This is a genomic window from Falsiroseomonas tokyonensis, from assembly GCF_019024325.1.
In the GTDB taxonomy this organism is placed as follows: domain Bacteria; phylum Pseudomonadota; class Alphaproteobacteria; order Acetobacterales; family Acetobacteraceae; genus Falsiroseomonas; species Falsiroseomonas tokyonensis.
Genome location: NZ_JAFNJS010000006.1, coordinates 257228 through 273582 on the forward strand (window position 1 = coordinate 257228; position 16355 = coordinate 273582).

The following is a 16355-nucleotide window of genomic DNA, read 5'->3' on the forward strand; positions in this document are numbered from 1 at the left end:
TCAGACGACGCCCTTGTCGCGCAGCGCCGCGATCTCGGCCTCGCTCAGGCCGAGCAGGCCGGAGAGCACTTCCTCGGAATGTTCGCCGAGCTGCGGCGGCGGCACGCGGTAATCGGCCGGGGTGGAGGAGAGCCGCACCGGATTGGCGATGACCTCCACCGTGGCGCCGGAGGCATGCGGCATTTCCACCACCACCTTGCGCGCCTGCACATGCGGGTCCGCGAACACCTTCTCCAGCGTATTGATCGGGCCACAGCCGATCTTGGCCGTCTCAAGCGCCGCCACCCATTCGTCCGTGCTGCGCTGCTGCATCACCGGAGTCAGCGTGTCCGTGACGAACTGGCGGTTGGCGACGCGCGCGGCATTGGTCGCGAAGCGCTCGTCCTTCAGCAGCGCCTGCTGGCCCGTCACCTCGCAGAAGCGCGCGAAGGTCGGGTCGTTGCCGACGGAGAGCACGATATGCCCGTCCTTGGTCGGAAACACCTGGTAGGGCACGATATTCGGGTGCTGGTTGCCCAGCCGCGGCGGGTTTTCCTTGGTGGCCAGGAAGTTCATCCCCTGGTTCGCCAGCCAGGCCACGCTGGTGTCCAGCATGCCGATATCCACCTGCTGGCCCTGCCCCGTCCGCTCCCGATGCCGCAGGGCCGCCAGGATGCCGATGCAGCCATAGAGGCCGGCGAACAGGTCCGCCACCGGCACGCCCACCTTCTGCGGCAGCCCATCGGGCTCCCCGGTCAGGGACATGACACCGCCCATGGCCTGGATCAGCGAGTCATAGCCCGGCCGCGGCGCATAGGGCCCGGTCTGGCCGAAGCCGGTGATGGAGCAGTAGATCAGGCCCGGAAACTTCTGGCTCAGCTGCTCGAAGCCCAAGCCGTACTTGGCCAGGGCGCCGACCTTGAAGTTCTCCACCAGGATGTCGCAGCCATCCAGCAGCTGCAGGACGATCGCCTGGCCCTCCGGCTTGGCGATATCCAGCGTCAGCGACTTCTTGTTGCGGTTGACCCCAAGGAAATAGGCGCTTTCCTGCGTCTCCGGCCAGACCGGCGGGGCGAAGCCGCGGGTATCGTCGCCGGAGCCCGGCTTCTCGATCTTGATGACCTCGGCGCCCAGGTCGCCCAGCATCTGCGTGCAGGTGGGGCCCGCCAGGACGCGCGTGAGGTCCAGGACCCTGAGGCCGCGCAACGGTCCGCTCGGCGCCTTCTCCATGGTCAATCCAGTCCCTTCCCAATCTGTGGCCGTGCGGGGCTTTCCCCGGGGCATTGCCGCCCGGCGCCCGGCACCGCATCTTGCGGCCATCAGGCGCCATGAATGTGGCGGCCGCTTATAGTGCCGTGTTCCCGCGGGAGGAAACCCATGCTCGACCTGCCCCACAAGACGCCCGAGGCGCCGACCACCGACCCCTTCGCCCTGGCGCGCGCGCTGTCCGGCGTGCATCTGATCGGCGGGCGCTACGTTCCGGCCCGCTCCGGCAAGACCTTCCCCGTGGTGAACCCGGCGACCGGCGCGCAGGTGGCGGAGGCCGCGGAAGGCGATGCGGCGGATGTCGATGCCGCGGTGCAGGATGCGGCCCGCGCCCAGAAGGCCTGGGCCAAGGTGCCCGCCCGCAAGCGCGGCGCCCTGGTGCATGCCTGCGCCGCCGCCATCCGCGCCCATGTCGATGAGCTCGGCCTGCTGATCGCGCTGGAAACCGGCAAGGCGCTGCGCACAGAATCCCGCGTCGAGGCCAATGTGGTGGCCGATGTCTTCGAATTCTTCGGCGGCCTCGGCGGCGAGCTGAAGGGTGAGAGCGTGCCCTTCGCCCCCGATGTGCTGTCCGTGACGGTGCGGGAGCCGCTGGGCGTGGTCGGCGCCATCATCCCCTGGAACGTGCCGATGCTGCTGATGGCGCTGAAGGTCGCGCCCGCCCTCGTCGCCGGCAATGCGGTGGTGGTGAAGTCGGCCGAGGAGGCGCCGCTCGCCGTGCTGCGGATCTGCGAGATCATGAACCGCATCCTGCCGCCCGGCGTCTTCAACATGGTCTCCGGCATGGGCCCGGAATGCGGCGCGCCGCTGGTCGCCCATCCGCTGGTGAAGAAGGTGACCTTCACGGGTTCGGTGGAGACCGGCAAGATCGTCGCCCGCGCGGCCGCCGAGAAGCTGATCCCGGTCACGCTGGAGCTCGGCGGCAAGTCGCCGATGATCGTCTTCGCCGATTGCAACTTCGAAAAGACCGTCGCCGGCGCGCTCACCTCCATGCGCTTCACCCGCCAGGGGCAGAGCTGCACCGCCGCCAGCCGCATCTATGTCGAGCGCCCGATCTTCGACCGCTTCGTGGCGGAGATGAAGCAGGCGGTGGACAAGATGGTCATGGGCGACCCGCTGGACGAGAAGACGGACATCGGCACTATCGTCAGCCAGGGCCAGCTGGAGAAGGTGAAGGCCTTCATCGAGGAGGGCAAAAAGACGCCCGGCGCCACCGCCCATGTCTGCTCCACCATGCCGACCGATCCGGCGCTGAAGAAGGGCCTCTTCGTGCAGCCCGTCATCTTCACCGGCCTCGATGGCAGCTCCCGCCTGGTGCGGGAGGAAATCTTCGGCCCGGTCACCGTCATCCAGCCCTTCGACGATGCGGAGGCCGTGCTGGCGGAGGCGAATGACAGCGAATACGGCCTGGCGGCCAGCCTCTGGACCAACAACCTGAAGATCGGCCTGGACCTGGCGCATCGGCTGGAGGCCGGGCTGGTGCAGATCAACCAGAACCTGGTGGTGCAGGCGAACCTGTCCTACGGCGGCGTGAAGTCCTCGGGCCTCGGCAAGGAAGCTTCGCTGGAATCCATGCTGGAGCACTTCACCCACAAGAAGACCATCATGGTGAATATGGGCTGAGGCTGCGCCGCCTGCCGGGCTACAGCACGATCTGTCCGAATGGACAGATCTCGTGCTGTAGAAGCTATTGTTTCTAAAGCACGAAATCGGTTCACACTGGTTCAGTGTGAACCGATAGTGCTTTAGCGTGTACAGTAGGGATGGAAGGACGTGCCCCGCATCGTGATGGTGGCGGGCGTTACCGGGAAGAGCGAGATGGGGCAGGCATGGGCGACGCTGAAGCCCGTGTCGGAATAGGCTGAGACGCGGACGCCGAGCACGCCCGCCGGCGCCGTGACGCACTGCCGCTGCCCCAGCAGGAAGTTGGTGCGCGTGCTCAGCTTGATGACGGGCAGCCCCGCGCGCTGGAAGGCATCGATGTCGATGCTGCCGACATAGCCGCCGCGGTGATCGACGCAGATTTCGATCGGGCGATCGCTGGGCTGCGCCAGAGCCGGGCCGCTGGCGGCGAGCAGGGCGGCCAGCGCGGCGATGCGGCCAGCGCTGCGCCAAGCGGATGCGCCGTCTGGCGTCGCATCCGCCCCCTGCGTCACGAGGCTCGTCCTGGGCGTCGTGTGTCGAGGCGACATGGTGGTTCGGACCTTGCGGCTATGCTGTTCTTCGTGGGGAAGTGGCGACGCAATTTCGGCCGGGCGCCGGCGGGGCAGGTCAGCTGGTGCAATGCGCCTGCAGCGAGGTGCCGCGCATGGTGATGGTGGTCGGCACCACCGGCCGGATGCGCAATTGGCAGGCGTCCCGCCCGCCCACCACCGAGAGCGAGACCTGGACCTCCCAGCTGCCGGCCGGCGCGGTGCCGCAGCGCTGCTGCCCCACCGGCACAGACTCGTCGGTGAGGATGACCTGGGTGTGCAGTCCGCCACCCTCGATGTAGTAGCGCGCCGTGACCATCATGCGGGCGACATAGGCGCCATTCTGCTGAACGCAGATCCGGGCGGGCGTCGAATTGACCTGCTGCGCCAGGGCCGGCGGGGCAACGAGCAGGGCGGGCAGCAGCAGGCACAGGGCCGGGGCGACCCGATCAGGGCGATGTGGCATGCGGCATCTCCTTGGCTGGTCGGGCACCCTATTGGGTGCAGGAAAACTGCAGGGTGGTCCCGCGCGCGGTGACGGTGATGGCCCGCACCGGCTGCACCCGGATCCGGCAGGCTTCCAGGAAGTCGGACCCGTTGAAGACGCGGACCAGGATCTCGACCATGGTGGTGCCGGACGGCGCAGTGACGCAGAGGCCCTGCGCCACCGGAATGCCCGCCTGCAGCCCGAGTACGCGCTCTTCGGTACGCTGGGTGCCACCCACCGGCACCATGCCCCGGATCTGCGTGCTGATGACGAAGCCGCCGCGATTCTCGACGCAGATGCGATGCTCCTGCGCTTCCGCCGGCGGCGATGCGGCCAGCAGCAGGGCCAGGGCGGGAAGCGCGAGGGAGGCGTGGCGCAGCCGGATCATGGAAACTCCCCTTTTGCGGAAAGCCCGCGCCGCAGGAGGATCTTGGGCGCGAAGGACGAGACGCAGACAGAAACCGGGGCAGATACAAAAACCAAGAAGCTCTCGCTTCTCCAAAAAATGCAAAATGTGCCGCTGACGATGATCATTCTTGAAACTGCGCGCGATTTCGTCTGTCCCGGTATTTCGGTTAATGCATTAAGATCATCGCCGTTACGCGGAGACAAGCGCCTTCCGGTGGCTGCGCGGTCCTGCCAGCGGGCGCGCCGCGCTCAGCGAGTGCAGAAGGGGTGGAAGGACGTTCCCCGCATCGTCACCGTGGTGGGCGCCACCGGAAAGATGGTGATGTGGCAGGCATGGACGACGCTGAAGCCTGTGTCGGAATAGGCCGATACACGCACGCCAGTGGCACCGATCGGCGCCGTAACGCATTCCTGCTGGCCCAGCAGGAACTGCGTCCGAGTGCTGAGCGTGATGACGGGCAGCCCGGCCCGTTGGAACGCAGCGATGTTGAGGCTGCCGATATATCCGCCGCGATGGTCGACGCAGATGACAATGGGACGATCGCTGGGTTGCGCCATTCCACGGCCGGCGCCTGCCAGTAGCAGCAACCCCCCCGCGATCCAGACCCTGCGCCGCAGCCCCATTTGCCGCCCCATCCATCTCGCTCCTGTATCCGTCACAAAACGCGCGCTTGCACCGCTAAGCCTGCTGACCGCGCCGGGGGGCGAGGATGGCGGTCCCCAGCACGAGCGCAGCCCCGAATGGGCAGGCGGCACGGTCGTGGCACTCGGGACGACCCCTGGGCGCTTCGTTCAGAGGATACAATCAGCAAAGACCGATGCTGAAGCGGGAACTGCCGATCGCCGCCATAGGAAACAGCTTCTGGAACCCACGACTGCATCGCGCCCCTCGCACCGCGTGCCGCCGCGACCTTCCCTTCCCCGCCCATACGGTCCATCTGGCGCGCATGCGCTTCCTCCTCCGCCTCGCCGGGCGTCTCCTCCTGCTGGTCCTGCTGCTGGCCGGCCTCGCCACCGCCTTCGCCGCGGCGGTGGTCTTCACCAGCCTGCCCGATGCGCGGGAGGAGCTGGCGATCCCCAGCCTCTCCGCCCCGGTCGCCATCACCCTCGATGCCCAGGGCATCCCCCGCATCCGCGCGGAGACGGAGCGCGATGCGGCCGTGGCGCTGGGCTACCTGCATGCCCGGGACCGCATGTTCCAGATGGAGGCGATGCGCCGCAGCGCCGCCGGGCGGCTGGCGGAGCTCGCCGGCCCCTCCGCGCTCCGCCTCGACCGCATGTCCCGCACCCTGGGCCTGCTGCCGCGGGCGGAGGCCGACCTCGCCGCGCTCGATCCCGGCACGCGGGACATGCTGGAGGCCTATGCGGAGGGGGTGAATGCGCTGATCGCCGCCCGCGGCCGCCTGGCCGCGCCGGAATTCCTGGCGATCGGGGAGCCGGAGCCCTGGCGGCCCGAACATTCCCTGCTCTGGGGCAAGGTGATGGGCCTATGGCTCTCCGGCAATTGGCGGCGGGAGCTGGAGCGGGCGGCGCTGGTCGCGGCCCTGCCGCCGGAGAAGGTGGAGGACCTCTGGCCGCGCGATGGCAGCCCCGGCCGGCCGGACCTCGCCGCCGCCCTGCCGAGCCCCGCCCACCTGGCGCGCGTGCTGCAGGCGATCCCGGTCTTCGGCGAGGATGCGCCGCTGCCCGCCTCGGCCTCCAATGCCTGGGTGGTGGCCGCGCGGCGCAGCGCCAGCGGCGCGCCGCTGCTGGCGAACGACCCGCATCTCGGCTTCAACGCGCCGATCCTCTGGTATCTGGCGCGCATCGATTTTCCGGATGGCAGCTTCCGGGCCGGCGCCACGGCGCCCGGCGTGCCGGCCATCGTCATCGGCCGCAACCAGTCCCTCGCCTGGGGCTTCACCACCACCCATTCGGATACGCAGGACGTCTTTGTCGAGCGGCTGGCAGGGCCGGATGCCTACCTGACGCCGGAAGGTCCGCGGCCCTTCACGCTGCGGGAGGAGCGCATCGCGGTGCGCGGCCAGTCGGAGCCCGAGATTTTGCGGGTGCGGGAGACCAGGCACGGGCCGGTGGTCTCGGACCTCGATGGGCTGGCGGCGGCGGAAGGGCATGTGCTGGCCGTCGCCATGGCCAACCTCCAGCCGGCCGATACCGCCGCCAGTTCCCTGCTCGCGCTGAACCGCGCCACCTCCGTCGCCGAGGCCCGGGCCGCGGCCGCGCTGTTCAGCAGCCCGCCGCAGAACCTGATGGTGGCGGATGCGGCCGGGCGCATCGCGCAATACCTGGTCGGCCGCACGCCGGTCCGCGCCGGCGGCGATGGCACCCTGCCGGCGCGCGGCTGGGACGGCAGCATGGACTGGACCGGCTTCGTGCCCTTCGACGCCATGGCGCATGTCGAGGACCCCGAGAGCGGGCAGATCGCCAATGCCAATTCCCGCCCGGCGCCGGCCGACCACCCGGTGTTTCTCGGCCGCGACTGGTATGGCGACTGGCGCCTGCGCCGGATCCGTGAATTGCTGGCCGCGCGCCCGACGCATGACGCGGCCGGCTTCGCCGCCATGCAGAACGACGTCACCTCCCTGCTCGCCCAGGCGCTGCTGCCGGTGCTGCGCGCGGTGCCGCCGCCGGCGGGCCTCGCCGCGCGGGCCCATGCGCTGCTGGCGGGCTGGAACGGCGAGATGCGCGCCGATGCGCCGCAGCCGCTGATCTACCACGCCTGGCTCGCCCGTTTCCGGCAGCTGGCGCTGGAGGCCGGCGGCGCCCCCGAGGGCACCCCGGCCGGCCCGGAATTCACCGAGCGCCTGCTGCTGGACCCCGCCCGCGGCGCCGCCTGGTGCGGGGCGGAAGGCTGCACGCCGCTGCTGGCTCGCGCGCTGGGCGAGGCCGTCGCGACGCTCGAATCGGCCCAGGGCAGCGACCCGGCCGCCTGGCGCTGGGGCGCTGCGCACATCGCCAGCTTCGAGCATCCGCTGCTGCGCTTCATCCCCGGCCTGAACCAGATGACCCGCCTGCAGGCCGGCACCGGCGGCGACAACGAGACCCTGTCCCGCGGCGGCATGCGCGGCAGCGGCCCCAATCCTTTCGCGCATCAGCACGGCGCCGGGCTGCGCATGGTGGCGGACCTGGCCGAGCCGGACGGCATCCTGGCCATCATCGCCACCGGCCAGTCCGGCCACCCCATGTCCGATAATTTCGCCAGCCTTCTGGAACGATGGACGAATGGCGACGTTGTGCGCCTGGGCCGTCAGGCCGGAAACGAGTCGGGGTCCATCCGATTAACCCGTTGATGTGATGCGGAGAGGTGCCGTGCAGGTCACCCCTGATGAATTCGACGGCGTGCTGCGGCGGCGCCTGGCCGCCTGGGCGGTGGATGCGCTGCTGCTGTTGGTGCTGTCCTGGCTGGTCTGGGGCGGGGCCGCGCTGCTCGCCATGATGACCATCGGCCTGGTCGGCGGGCTGCTGCTGCTGCCCTGGGCGCTGCTGCTGCCCATCCTCTATGGCACGCTGTCCATCGCCTCCCCGCTCTCGGCCACGCCCGGCCAGGCGCTAATGGGCCTCGCGGTGCGGTCGGAGTTGGATGGCAGCGCGCCGACGCTCGGCCAGGCCTTCACCTCCACCACCCTTTATGCCCTGTCGATCGCCGCGGGCGGCGTGCCGCTGCTGGCGCCGCTGTTCTCGCATCGGCGGCGGACGCTGCACGACCTCTTCTCCGGCACGCTGGTGCTGCGCAGCGCGACGCTGGCCCGGCGCGCATCGACCAAGCCGTCATCGACACGGGGCCTTGCCGCCGAGGATGGTTGATTTGCGGCTGGCTTACGCGGAGACTATGGCCCAATCACATGCTGCACCGCCCCGCACGTCGCCCCCAGTTCTTCTACACCACCGCGCCCCTGCCCTGCCCCTACCTGGCCGGGCGGACGGAGCGGAAGATCGTCACCGAGCTCGCAGGCGCGGAGGCGGAGACGCTGCATGACCGGCTGTCCCGCGCCGGCTTCCGCCGCAGCCACAATATTGCCTATTCGCCGGTCTGCCCGGGCTGCCGCGCCTGCATCCCGATCCGCATCGTGGCCGGCGAATTCCAGCCGGATCGCACCCAGCGCAGGATCTTCCGGCAGAATGCGGACCTGGTGACGGCGGAACTGCCCGCGCGCGCCAGCGCCGAGCAATTCGCCTTGTTCCAGCGCTACCAGGGTGCCCGCCACGGCGATGGCGACATGGCCGCGATGGGCTTCTACGACTACCGCGCCATGGTCGAGGACACGCCGATCACCACCGGCATCGTGGAATTCCGCGAGGCGGGCGGCAGGCTGGTGGGGGCCTGCCTGACGGACTGGCTCTCCGACGGTCTCTCCGCCGTCTATTCCTTCTATGACGCCGAGGCCGCGAAGCGCAGCCTGGGCACCTATACCATCCTCTGGCTGGTCGCCCGCGCCCGGGCGCTGGGCCTGCCTTACGTCTACCTGGGCTACTGGGTGCCGCAGAGCGCCAAGATGTCCTACAAATCCCGCTTCCGCCCCAGCGAGACCCTTTCGGGCGGCGTCTGGCGCGTGCTGGCGGAGCACCAGGACCATTCCGAGGCCCTGGCGCCGGAAGAGAAGCTGACCGTCACGGGCTGATTCCGGTCGGCTGCGGCAGATAGGCGTGACGCCGGATCCGGCCCTCGAAGGTCCAGACCACTTGGTCCGCGGGCGCCAGGCTTTTGCGCGTTGGCGGTTTTGCGCCGGACAAGACCGCTGCCAGGTCGACGCGCGCATTGGGGTCATTGCGGTACCATTGGTGCTGGACCGAATCGTAGTCGGATCCCCCATCCGGCAGGATGTCCTGCCGAGCGCTCCAGGACAGACCCTCGAAGTAGTCCACCACCTCCAGATTGGGCGGGAGCACGGCCAGATCTTCCGCGCCAAAATGGCCGAGCCGCCGGCTTCCCTCATTGGCGATGCGACTGAGCAGGCTCAACGTGCTGTCGCGGCTGATCGCGACCGTCACCCGATCCGCCAGATCGGCAAGGATCCGCAGCGACATGCCGTTGCCGAAGGCGCCGGAATCGACATCGGCGGAAGCCATCACTGCATCACCGAACAGGCCGCGCATCTCCCGCGTCATCAGGCCATTGGCAAGCGAGAGCAGCCCATAGGCCAAGGCGTGGTTGCCCATGGAATGCGCCAGCAGGACGAGGCGCTGCGGCTTGCCGGGAGCGCGCGAGCGGGCATTGCGGATCTGCGCCAGTAGCCGGGCCAGCGCCGGCCCCGCCGCGGCGGCGTCCTGCTGGTCGCGCCAGTATTGCTCCTTTGCGCCGGAGATCAGGCCGCTGGCATTGGCAGCGATCACCTTGCCGTCCGACGGCCAGGAGAAGACGAGGGGCGCCAACGCGACCCCGGCGGCGCCGTAGAACTCCTGCAGCTGCGCAGCGCGGGTCACCGCAGAGTCGAAGCTGTTGGAGAAGCCGTGGATGAACAGCAGCGGCACCGCGCCCTGGGCCGCGGCTTCGGCCAGCCAGGATTGCAGCAGCTGGGCGCAATCGCCGCCCGCCGGATCCTTGAAATCATCCTGGCCGGCGATATCCGGCGGACGCAACACGTCGCGCTTCGCCTCCGTCTCCTCCGGCTTGCCGAGCAGTTCCACCTCGACTCGGCCGAGCCAGAGCCGCGCAGGCGCGGTCTTGTCTGCGTCCATGCAGAAGGCTGCATCCATCCGGGCGCGATTGGTCGCAAAATGAATGATGGTCGAGCCGCTCTTTGCGGGCGTCTTCGGCTTCTTTGCCATGCTGTGCTCCCCTTCCGAGGCAGGACAGCATGGTCGCTCGTTTCATGTCGAGTTCGGAATCAAGCCCCGAACTTGCGCGACTTCGGGAAGCGATCGGGCGGCATCTTGCCGGCGCCGGCGCGCTGGCCGGCCCAGGTGCGCAGGTCCGTCTCCACCTTCACCCCGCCGCCATAGCGCCAGGCCAGGCCTTCCTTCGCGCTGAACACCTTGGCGTCGTTCAGCGTGGCGCCGTCCTTCAGCTGCATCAGCTGCACGCCGCGGCCGCGCGTCATCTCCGGCACCTGGGACAGGGGGAAGACCAGCAGGCGGTTGTTGCTGCCGATGGTGGCCACGCTGTCGCCCTCCGCCGGCACGCAGAGCAACGCCTCCACCGCCGCATCCACCACCAGCACCTGCTTGCCGGTGCGCTTCTCGGCCAGCAGTTCCTCCCCCTTCACCACGAAACCCTTGCCGTCCGTCGCCGCGACCAGGAAGCGGCGGCCTTCCTTGTGGACGAAGAGCGTGACCACGTCGTCGCCATTGGACAGGTCCAGCAGCAGCCGCACCGGCTGGCCGTCGCCGCGGCCGCGCGGAATGGCATCGGCCTTCACCGTATAGGCCTTGCCATTGGTCGCCAGCACCACGATGCGGTCCGTGGTTTCGGCGTGCAGGGCGTATTTCAGGCTGTCGCCTTCCTTGAAGCGCAACTCCGCATCGGCGCCGAGATGGCCCTTCTGCGCCCGGATCCAGCCCTTCTCCGAGAGGATGACGGTGATGGGCTCACGCTCGATGAAGGCGGTCTCGTCCACCACGGCGCCGGGCTCGATGCTGCCGGGAATGGTGCGGCGCTTGCCGAGGGGCGTCTCCTGGCCGAAGCGTTTCCGGGTTTCCCGGATCTCCTCCGCGATCGCGGCCCAGCGCTTGCCTTCGCTGGAGAGCAGGCCCTTGAGCTTCGCCTGCTCCTTGCTGAGCTTCGTATGCTCCCGCCGGATCTCCATCTCCTCCAGCTTGCGCAGCGCGCGCAGCCGCATGTCGAGGATGGCGTTCGCCTGGGTCTCGGTCAGGCTGAAGGTGGCCATCAGCGCCTCCTTCGGCTTGTCCTCCTCCCGCACGATGCGGATCACCTCGTCCAGGTTGAGGTAGACGATCAGGTAGCCGTCGAGGATCTCCAGCCGCCGGGCGATGGCCGCCAGGCGATGCTCCGACCGGCGCACCAGCACCACATGGCGATGGTCCAGCCAGCAGCGCAGCACCTCCCGCAGCCCCATCACGCGGGGGGTGCGGTCGGCATCCAGCACGTTCATGTTCAGCGGGAAGCGGGTTTCCAGCTGGGTGTGGCGGAACAGCGTCTCCATCAGCATCTTCGCATCGACGGCGCGCGACTTCGGCTCCAGCACCAGCCGCACGACATCGGTGGATTCGTCGCGGACATCGCCGAGGAGGGGGAGCTTCTTCTCCTCCATCAGCGCGGCGATCTGCTCGATCAGGCGGGATTTCTGGACCTGGTAGGGGATCTCATGGACCACGACCTGCCAGGTGCCGTTCTTCAGCGGCTCGACCGTCCATTGCGCGCGCAGCCGGAAGCCGCCGCGGCCGGTGGCATAGGCCTCCCGCATCGACTCGGGGGATTCGACCAGCAGCCCGCCGGTCGGGAAATCCGGGCCCTTCACATGGGCCAGCAGGTCATCGATGCCGGCCTGCGGGTTGTCGATCAGCACCAGGGCGGCGTCACACAGCTCCCCCGCATTGTGCGGCGGGATGGAGGTGGCCATGCCCACCGCGATGCCGGCCGCGCCATTGGCCAGCAGGTTCGGGAAGGCCGCCGGCAGGACCAGCGGTTCCTTTTCCTCGCCATCATAGGTGGCGCGGAAATCGACCGCGTTCTCCTCGATGCCCTCGAGCAGCGCCTGGGCGACCTCGGTCAGGCGGGCCTCGGTGTAGCGCATGGCCGCGGCGTTATCGCCGTCGATATTGCCGAAATTGCCCTGGCCCTCGACCAGCGGGTAGCGGGCGGCGAAGTCCTGCGCCTGGCGGACCAGGGCTTCGTAGATGCTGCTGTCGCCATGCGGATGGTACTTGCCCATCACGTCGCCGACGATGCGGGCGCATTTCTTGAAGCCGGCGGCGGGGTCCAGCTTCAGCTGGTGCATGGCGTAGAGCAGCCGCCGATGCACCGGCTTCAGCCCGTCCCGCACATCCGGCAGGGACCGGCTGACGATGGTGGACAGGGCATAGGCCAGGTAGCGCTCGGACAGCGCATCGGCCAGCCCGGTTTCCCGCATATTGCCGCCCTCAGGGGGGGCCTTGATGTCATCCGGCATGATCTGGAATTCGTGCTTTGTTCAGGGCGGGTTTAGCTGCTGGGGGCGGCCGTTGCCAGCACCGCGACGCGATCCGTCAGCATCTCCCGCGCCGCCGGCAGGCCACGATTGTGCACGCCGAAGACGTCCCGCGCCAGGAAGTGCCCGGTCAGCCGCAGCCCGGCCGCCCAATCCAGCGGGCCGGAGGGGCCCTGCCCCAGCAGGAAGGCCGGCAGCGGGAGCAGCCGGTCGCGCCATTCCCCGGCAGCCGCTTCGGAGACCGCGCGGCCGGAGCGGGGGGAGACGAAATTCAGGTCGTCATGCCCGCCGGTGACGGCGCAGGCGGAGAAATCCAGGCCGTAGCCGAGATCGGCCAGCAGGTCGGCCTCCCACCGCACCAGGTCGGGCAAAGCGAGCTCCGTGCCGCGGGCGAGGGTCGCGATGAAGGCGACCAGACCGTGGAAGATGCGGGGATGCGCCTCCCGCTCCGGCAGGGCGCCTTCCGCCACGGCGCAGGCGGAGCGCAGCGCGGCCAGCGCCAACGGGTCCTCCATGGCCAGCGCCGCGGCCGGGTGCACCAGCTCCGCGCTCAGCGCGCCCAGCTGTTCCGGCAGGCGCGCCACCCAGCGCGCCTCCACCAGATTGCCCGGCTGCCACAGCGCGGATTGGGCGCGGGAGGCGCCGCCCTTGGCCAGGCCGGCATGACGGCCGTGTTCCTCCGTCAGCAGGGTCGCGATCACCCCGCCCTCGCCGTGCGGGCGGATGTCGAGGATGATGGCGGGGGCGGTCCATTCGATGGTCACGGCGCGGAAGGTGGGCGTTCCCGGGGCGGCTGGGAAGCCAATAGAGGATGACGATGTTCCTTGCGCTGAAGACGCCCCTGCTCGCCTCCTCCGCCGCGCTGGTGCTGGCCAACCTGGTCCCGCTGGCCGGCGCGCTGCTGGGTTATTGGTCGAGCTTCGAGCTGATGCTGCTGTTCTGGGCCGAGAACATCGTGATTGGCCTGTTCCAGATCCTCCGCATGGCGACCGTGCTGGGGATGCGGCGGGAGCGGGAGGTACTGGCGCTGATCCCCTTCTTCGCCATGCACTACGGGCTTTTCACCTATGTGCACGGCTTTTTCCTGGTCCTGCTCTTTGGCGGCGGGCTGACCCTGGATGCGGCGGTGGGCCTGCTCGGCGGCGGGCTGCTCTGGCCCGTGCTGGGGCTGGTGGCCAGCCATGGCCTGTCCTTCGCCCTGAATTTCTGGGGGGCCGGGGAGTGGCGCAGCGTCGCGCCCAATGCGCTGATGAAGCAGCCCTATGGACGGGTGGTGCTGCTGCACCTGGTCATCATGGCCGGCGGCTTCATCGCCCTGGCGCTGCAGGATGCCACCATCGCGCTGGCCCTGCTGGTGCTGGCGAAGATCGCGGTGGACCTGCGGGCGCATTGGCGGGAGCATCGCGCCGCCGCTGCCGGCTAGTCAGCCGGCGTCGTCGAGGCCCAGCGCGCGGATGCGGCCGCGCTCCTCATCCCAGCCGGCGCGTTCCTTGACGTTGACGAACAGGTGGATGCGCCGTTCCAGCAGCGCCTCCAGCTCCCGCCGCGCGGTCTGGCCGATGTTCTTGATCTTGCTGCCGCCATCGCCGATCAGGATGGCCTTCTGGGTGGCGCGGGTGACGTAGATGGTCACGTCGATGCGGGCGCTGCCGTCCTTGCGCTCGGTCCAGCTTTCCGTCTCGACCGTCGCGTGGTGCGGCACTTCCTCATGCGTCTGGCGCAGCACCTGTTCCCGCACGATCTCGGCGGCCAGCATGCGCTGCGGCAGGTCCGAGAGGTCGTCCTCCGGAAACAGCCAGGGGCCCTCGGGCAGGTTGTTCGCCAGCACCGCCAGCACCTTGTCGAGACCCCTGCCCTTCAAGGCGGAGACCATGAACGTCTCGGCAAAAGGAAGAATCTCGTTCAGCTGCTGGGCCAGCGGCAGCAGGCGGGGCGGGTCCACCAGGTCGGCCTTGTTCAGCAGCAGCATGGCGCGCCGCCCACCCTGCTTCAGCTTCTCGGTGATCTGGCGCACCTCGTCGGTCAGTCCGGCGCGGGCATCGACGATCAGCACGGCCAGGTCCGCATCCTGCGCACCGCCCCAGGCGGCGGCCACCATGGCGCGGTCCAGCCGCCGGCGCGGGGCGAAGATGCCGGGCGTATCCACCAGGATGATCTGCGCCAGGCCCTGCATGACGACCGCGCGTATACGGAAGCGCGTGGTCTGCGGCTTCGGCGAGACGATCGAGACCTTCGTGCCGGTCAGCGCATTCACCAGCGTCGACTTGCCGGCATTCGGCGCGCCCACAATGGCGACCAGCCCGCAGCGGCGTGGGCCTTCCGCCGGTGCCGGGGTTTCCGTCTCGCTCATGCCGCGCCCAGAATCTGCAAAAGTCGCTCCGCCGCCGCCTGTTCCGCGGCTCTCTTGTTGTCGCCCTTCCCCTCGGCCTCCTGCCCCGCCGCCAGGGCGCGGACCACGAAGACCGGGCTGTGGGAGGGGCCGGTGGTGGACATCATGACATATTCCGGCAGGCCGAGCCCGCGCCCCAGCGTCCATTCCTGCAGCCGGCTCTTCGGTGAGACCGGCGGCCGCAGCGGACCCTCCAGCAGCGCATCCCATTCGCGCCGGATCAGCGCCCGCGCCGCCTCCAGCCCCCCATCCAGATACAGCGCACCCAGCATCGCCTCCAGCGCGTCCGACAGGACGGAGGCGCGATGCCGCACCCCGCTGCGCTCCTCATTCACCGTCACCCGCAGCGCGGGCCCGATGCCCAGCGCCACGGCCACCCGCGCCAGGCTGTCCTGCGCCACGAGCACGGCCAGCCGCTTGCCGAGGTCCCCCTCCCGCTCCTGCGGGAAGCGCTCGGCCAGCCATTCGGCCATGACCAGCGCCAGCACGCGGTCGCCGACGAATTCCAGGCGCTCGTTGCTGTCCAGCATCTGCCGGCGCGGATCGGCGGCGGAGCGGTGGGTCAGGGCATGCAGCAGCAGCTCGGGCCGCTTGAACTGGTGCGGCAGCCGGGCGGCCAGCGCGGCAACGGGGTCATCCGCCCCCTCGGCCTGCGGCGCCGCCGGCTGCAGGCGGCCGCCGCGCTTGCGCGCCCCGGGATCGGGCGCGCCGGGCGCTGCCGACCGATTCAGACCTTCGCGCCCTTCGGCGCTACGGTCATCGGGCGGTGTCACCGCACCGCGCTGAGCAGGCGGCTCCAGCGGATCGCCATCGGCCAGGCCCAGACCTCCCACCAGCGGGCGGAGCCATCGACGGAGAAGAAGATGAATTCCGCGCGGCCCACCAGGTTTTCGACCGGGATGAAGCCGACCGCATTCTGCGCCCGGCTGTCCAGGCTGTTGTCACGGTTGTCGCCCATGGCGAAGACATGGCCCTCCGGCACCCGGTACTCGCCGGTATTGTCGAAGGGCTGGTCGTCCGACATCTCCAGGATGTTGTGCACATGCGGCACCACCCCGGGCTGCGCCGGCAGGAATTCGCGGTATTCGCGCACCACCAGGCGGGGGCCGTCACCCTCCACCGTATAGGGGCCGATCAGCTCGCGGCGGACGGACTGGCCGTTCACATACAGCACGCCGGCGCGCACCTGGATGCGGTCCCCGGGCAGGCCGATGATGCGCTTGATATAGTCCGTCGAATTGTCCCGCGGCAGCTTGAACACCGCCACATCGCCCCGCTCCGGCAGGCTGCCGAAGATGCGGCCCTGGAAGAGGTTCGGGCTGAAAGGCATGGAATGCCGCGAATAGCCGTAGGAGTATTTCGAGACGAACAGATAGTCCCCCACCAGCAGCGTGGGGATCATGCTGCCGGAAGGGATGTTGAAGGGCTCGAAGGCAACGGTGCGGATGCCGATGGCGATGAGCCCCGCATAGACCACCGTCTTGATGGATTCGAGCCAACCGCCCGACTTGTGTTTGGCCATGGTGGGAATTTGCGCGGGCATCCTCAAC

16 protein-coding genes are annotated in these 16355 nt (G+C 69.2%); 6 read left to right on the forward strand and 10 right to left on the reverse strand.

Annotated elements, in window-relative coordinates; translation table 11 throughout:
* The gene (locus J3S20_RS20725) at positions 1-1209 is read right to left on the reverse strand and encodes a CaiB/BaiF CoA transferase family protein (RefSeq protein WP_216838436.1); all 1209 of its coding nucleotides are present in this window, start codon (positions 1207-1209) and stop codon (positions 1-3) included.
* 147 nt (positions 1210-1356) lie between these two features.
* Here J3S20_RS20725 and J3S20_RS20730 point away from each other — a divergent pair, with 147 nt between their 5' ends.
* Positions 1357-2868, forward strand: coding sequence for an aldehyde dehydrogenase family protein (locus J3S20_RS20730; protein WP_216838437.1), 1512 nt, complete (start codon positions 1357-1359; stop codon positions 2866-2868).
* A 122-nt stretch (positions 2869-2990) separates the two neighbouring features.
* Here the strand turns inward: J3S20_RS20730 and J3S20_RS20735 are convergent, their stop codons facing one another.
* The 3 genes from J3S20_RS20735 to J3S20_RS20745 form a co-directional block, all read right to left on the reverse strand.
* On the reverse strand, positions 2991-3401 hold the full coding sequence (locus J3S20_RS20735; protein ID WP_216838438.1) for a hypothetical protein: 411 nt from the start codon (positions 3399-3401) through the stop codon (positions 2991-2993).
* Positions 3402-3516: 115 nt separating this feature from the next.
* The gene (locus J3S20_RS20740) at positions 3517-3903 is read right to left on the reverse strand and encodes a hypothetical protein (RefSeq protein ID WP_216838439.1); all 387 of its coding nucleotides are present in this window, start codon (positions 3901-3903) and stop codon (positions 3517-3519) included.
* Between the two features lie 28 nt (positions 3904-3931).
* Positions 3932-4312, reverse strand: a complete 381-nt coding sequence (locus J3S20_RS20745) for a hypothetical protein (RefSeq protein ID WP_216838440.1) — start codon at positions 4310-4312, stop codon at positions 3932-3934.
* A gap of 42 nt (positions 4313-4354) precedes the next feature.
* On the opposite strand from J3S20_RS20745, the gene J3S20_RS20750 reads away from it, so the two are divergent.
* The 4 genes from J3S20_RS20750 (at position 4355) to J3S20_RS20765 (ending at position 8951) form a co-directional block, all read left to right on the forward strand.
* Positions 4355-4696: a hypothetical protein gene (locus J3S20_RS20750; protein WP_216838441.1), complete on the forward strand. Its 342-nt coding sequence runs from the start codon at positions 4355-4357 to the stop codon at positions 4694-4696.
* Between the two features lie 583 nt (positions 4697-5279).
* Complete coding sequence (locus tag J3S20_RS20755; RefSeq protein WP_216838442.1) at positions 5280-7622, forward strand: penicillin acylase family protein; 2343 nt, start codon at positions 5280-5282, stop codon at positions 7620-7622.
* Positions 7623-7641: 19 nt separating this feature from the next.
* Positions 7642-8136, forward strand: coding sequence for an RDD family protein (locus tag J3S20_RS20760; RefSeq protein WP_216838443.1), 495 nt, complete (start codon positions 7642-7644; stop codon positions 8134-8136).
* Between the two features lie 38 nt (positions 8137-8174).
* A complete protein-coding gene (locus J3S20_RS20765; protein WP_216838444.1) occupies positions 8175-8951 on the forward strand; it encodes an arginyltransferase in 777 nt (258 codons plus the stop codon).
* On the opposite strand, the gene J3S20_RS20770 is transcribed toward J3S20_RS20765, so the two are convergent.
* The 3 genes from J3S20_RS20770 to recO are packed head-to-tail and all read right to left on the reverse strand — an operon-like array spanning position 8941 to position 13174.
* A complete protein-coding gene (locus J3S20_RS20770) occupies positions 8941-10098 on the reverse strand; it encodes an alpha/beta hydrolase (protein WP_216838445.1) in 1158 nt (385 codons plus the stop codon). The genes J3S20_RS20765 and J3S20_RS20770 overlap by 11 nt on opposite strands.
* 59 nt (positions 10099-10157) lie before the next feature.
* A complete protein-coding gene (gene parC / locus J3S20_RS20775) occupies positions 10158-12398 on the reverse strand; it encodes a DNA topoisomerase IV subunit A (RefSeq protein ID WP_216838446.1) in 2241 nt (746 codons plus the stop codon).
* 32 nt (positions 12399-12430) lie between these two features.
* A complete protein-coding gene (recO, locus tag J3S20_RS20780; protein ID WP_216838574.1) occupies positions 12431-13174 on the reverse strand; it encodes a DNA repair protein RecO in 744 nt (247 codons plus the stop codon).
* Between the two features lie 53 nt (positions 13175-13227).
* Here recO and J3S20_RS20785 point away from each other — a divergent pair, with 53 nt between their 5' ends.
* Positions 13228-13839, forward strand: a complete 612-nt coding sequence (locus J3S20_RS20785; protein ID WP_216838447.1) for a DUF6498-containing protein — start codon at positions 13228-13230, stop codon at positions 13837-13839.
* Here J3S20_RS20785 and era read toward each other — a convergent pair whose 3' ends face one another.
* Genes era through lepB form a run of 3 tightly spaced genes read right to left on the reverse strand, consistent with a single transcriptional unit; the run spans position 13840 to position 16327 of the window.
* A complete protein-coding gene (gene era / locus J3S20_RS20790) occupies positions 13840-14766 on the reverse strand; it encodes a GTPase Era (RefSeq protein WP_216838448.1) in 927 nt (308 codons plus the stop codon).
* A complete protein-coding gene (rnc, locus tag J3S20_RS20795) occupies positions 14763-15638 on the reverse strand; it encodes a ribonuclease III (protein WP_343215267.1) in 876 nt (291 codons plus the stop codon). Before rnc ends, era begins: the two co-directional genes overlap by 4 nt.
* Positions 15575-16327, reverse strand: a complete 753-nt coding sequence (gene lepB, locus J3S20_RS20800; RefSeq protein WP_216838449.1) for a signal peptidase I — start codon at positions 16325-16327, stop codon at positions 15575-15577. The genes rnc and lepB overlap by 64 nt, the downstream gene beginning before the upstream one ends.
* Positions 16328-16355 lie beyond the last annotated feature (28 nt).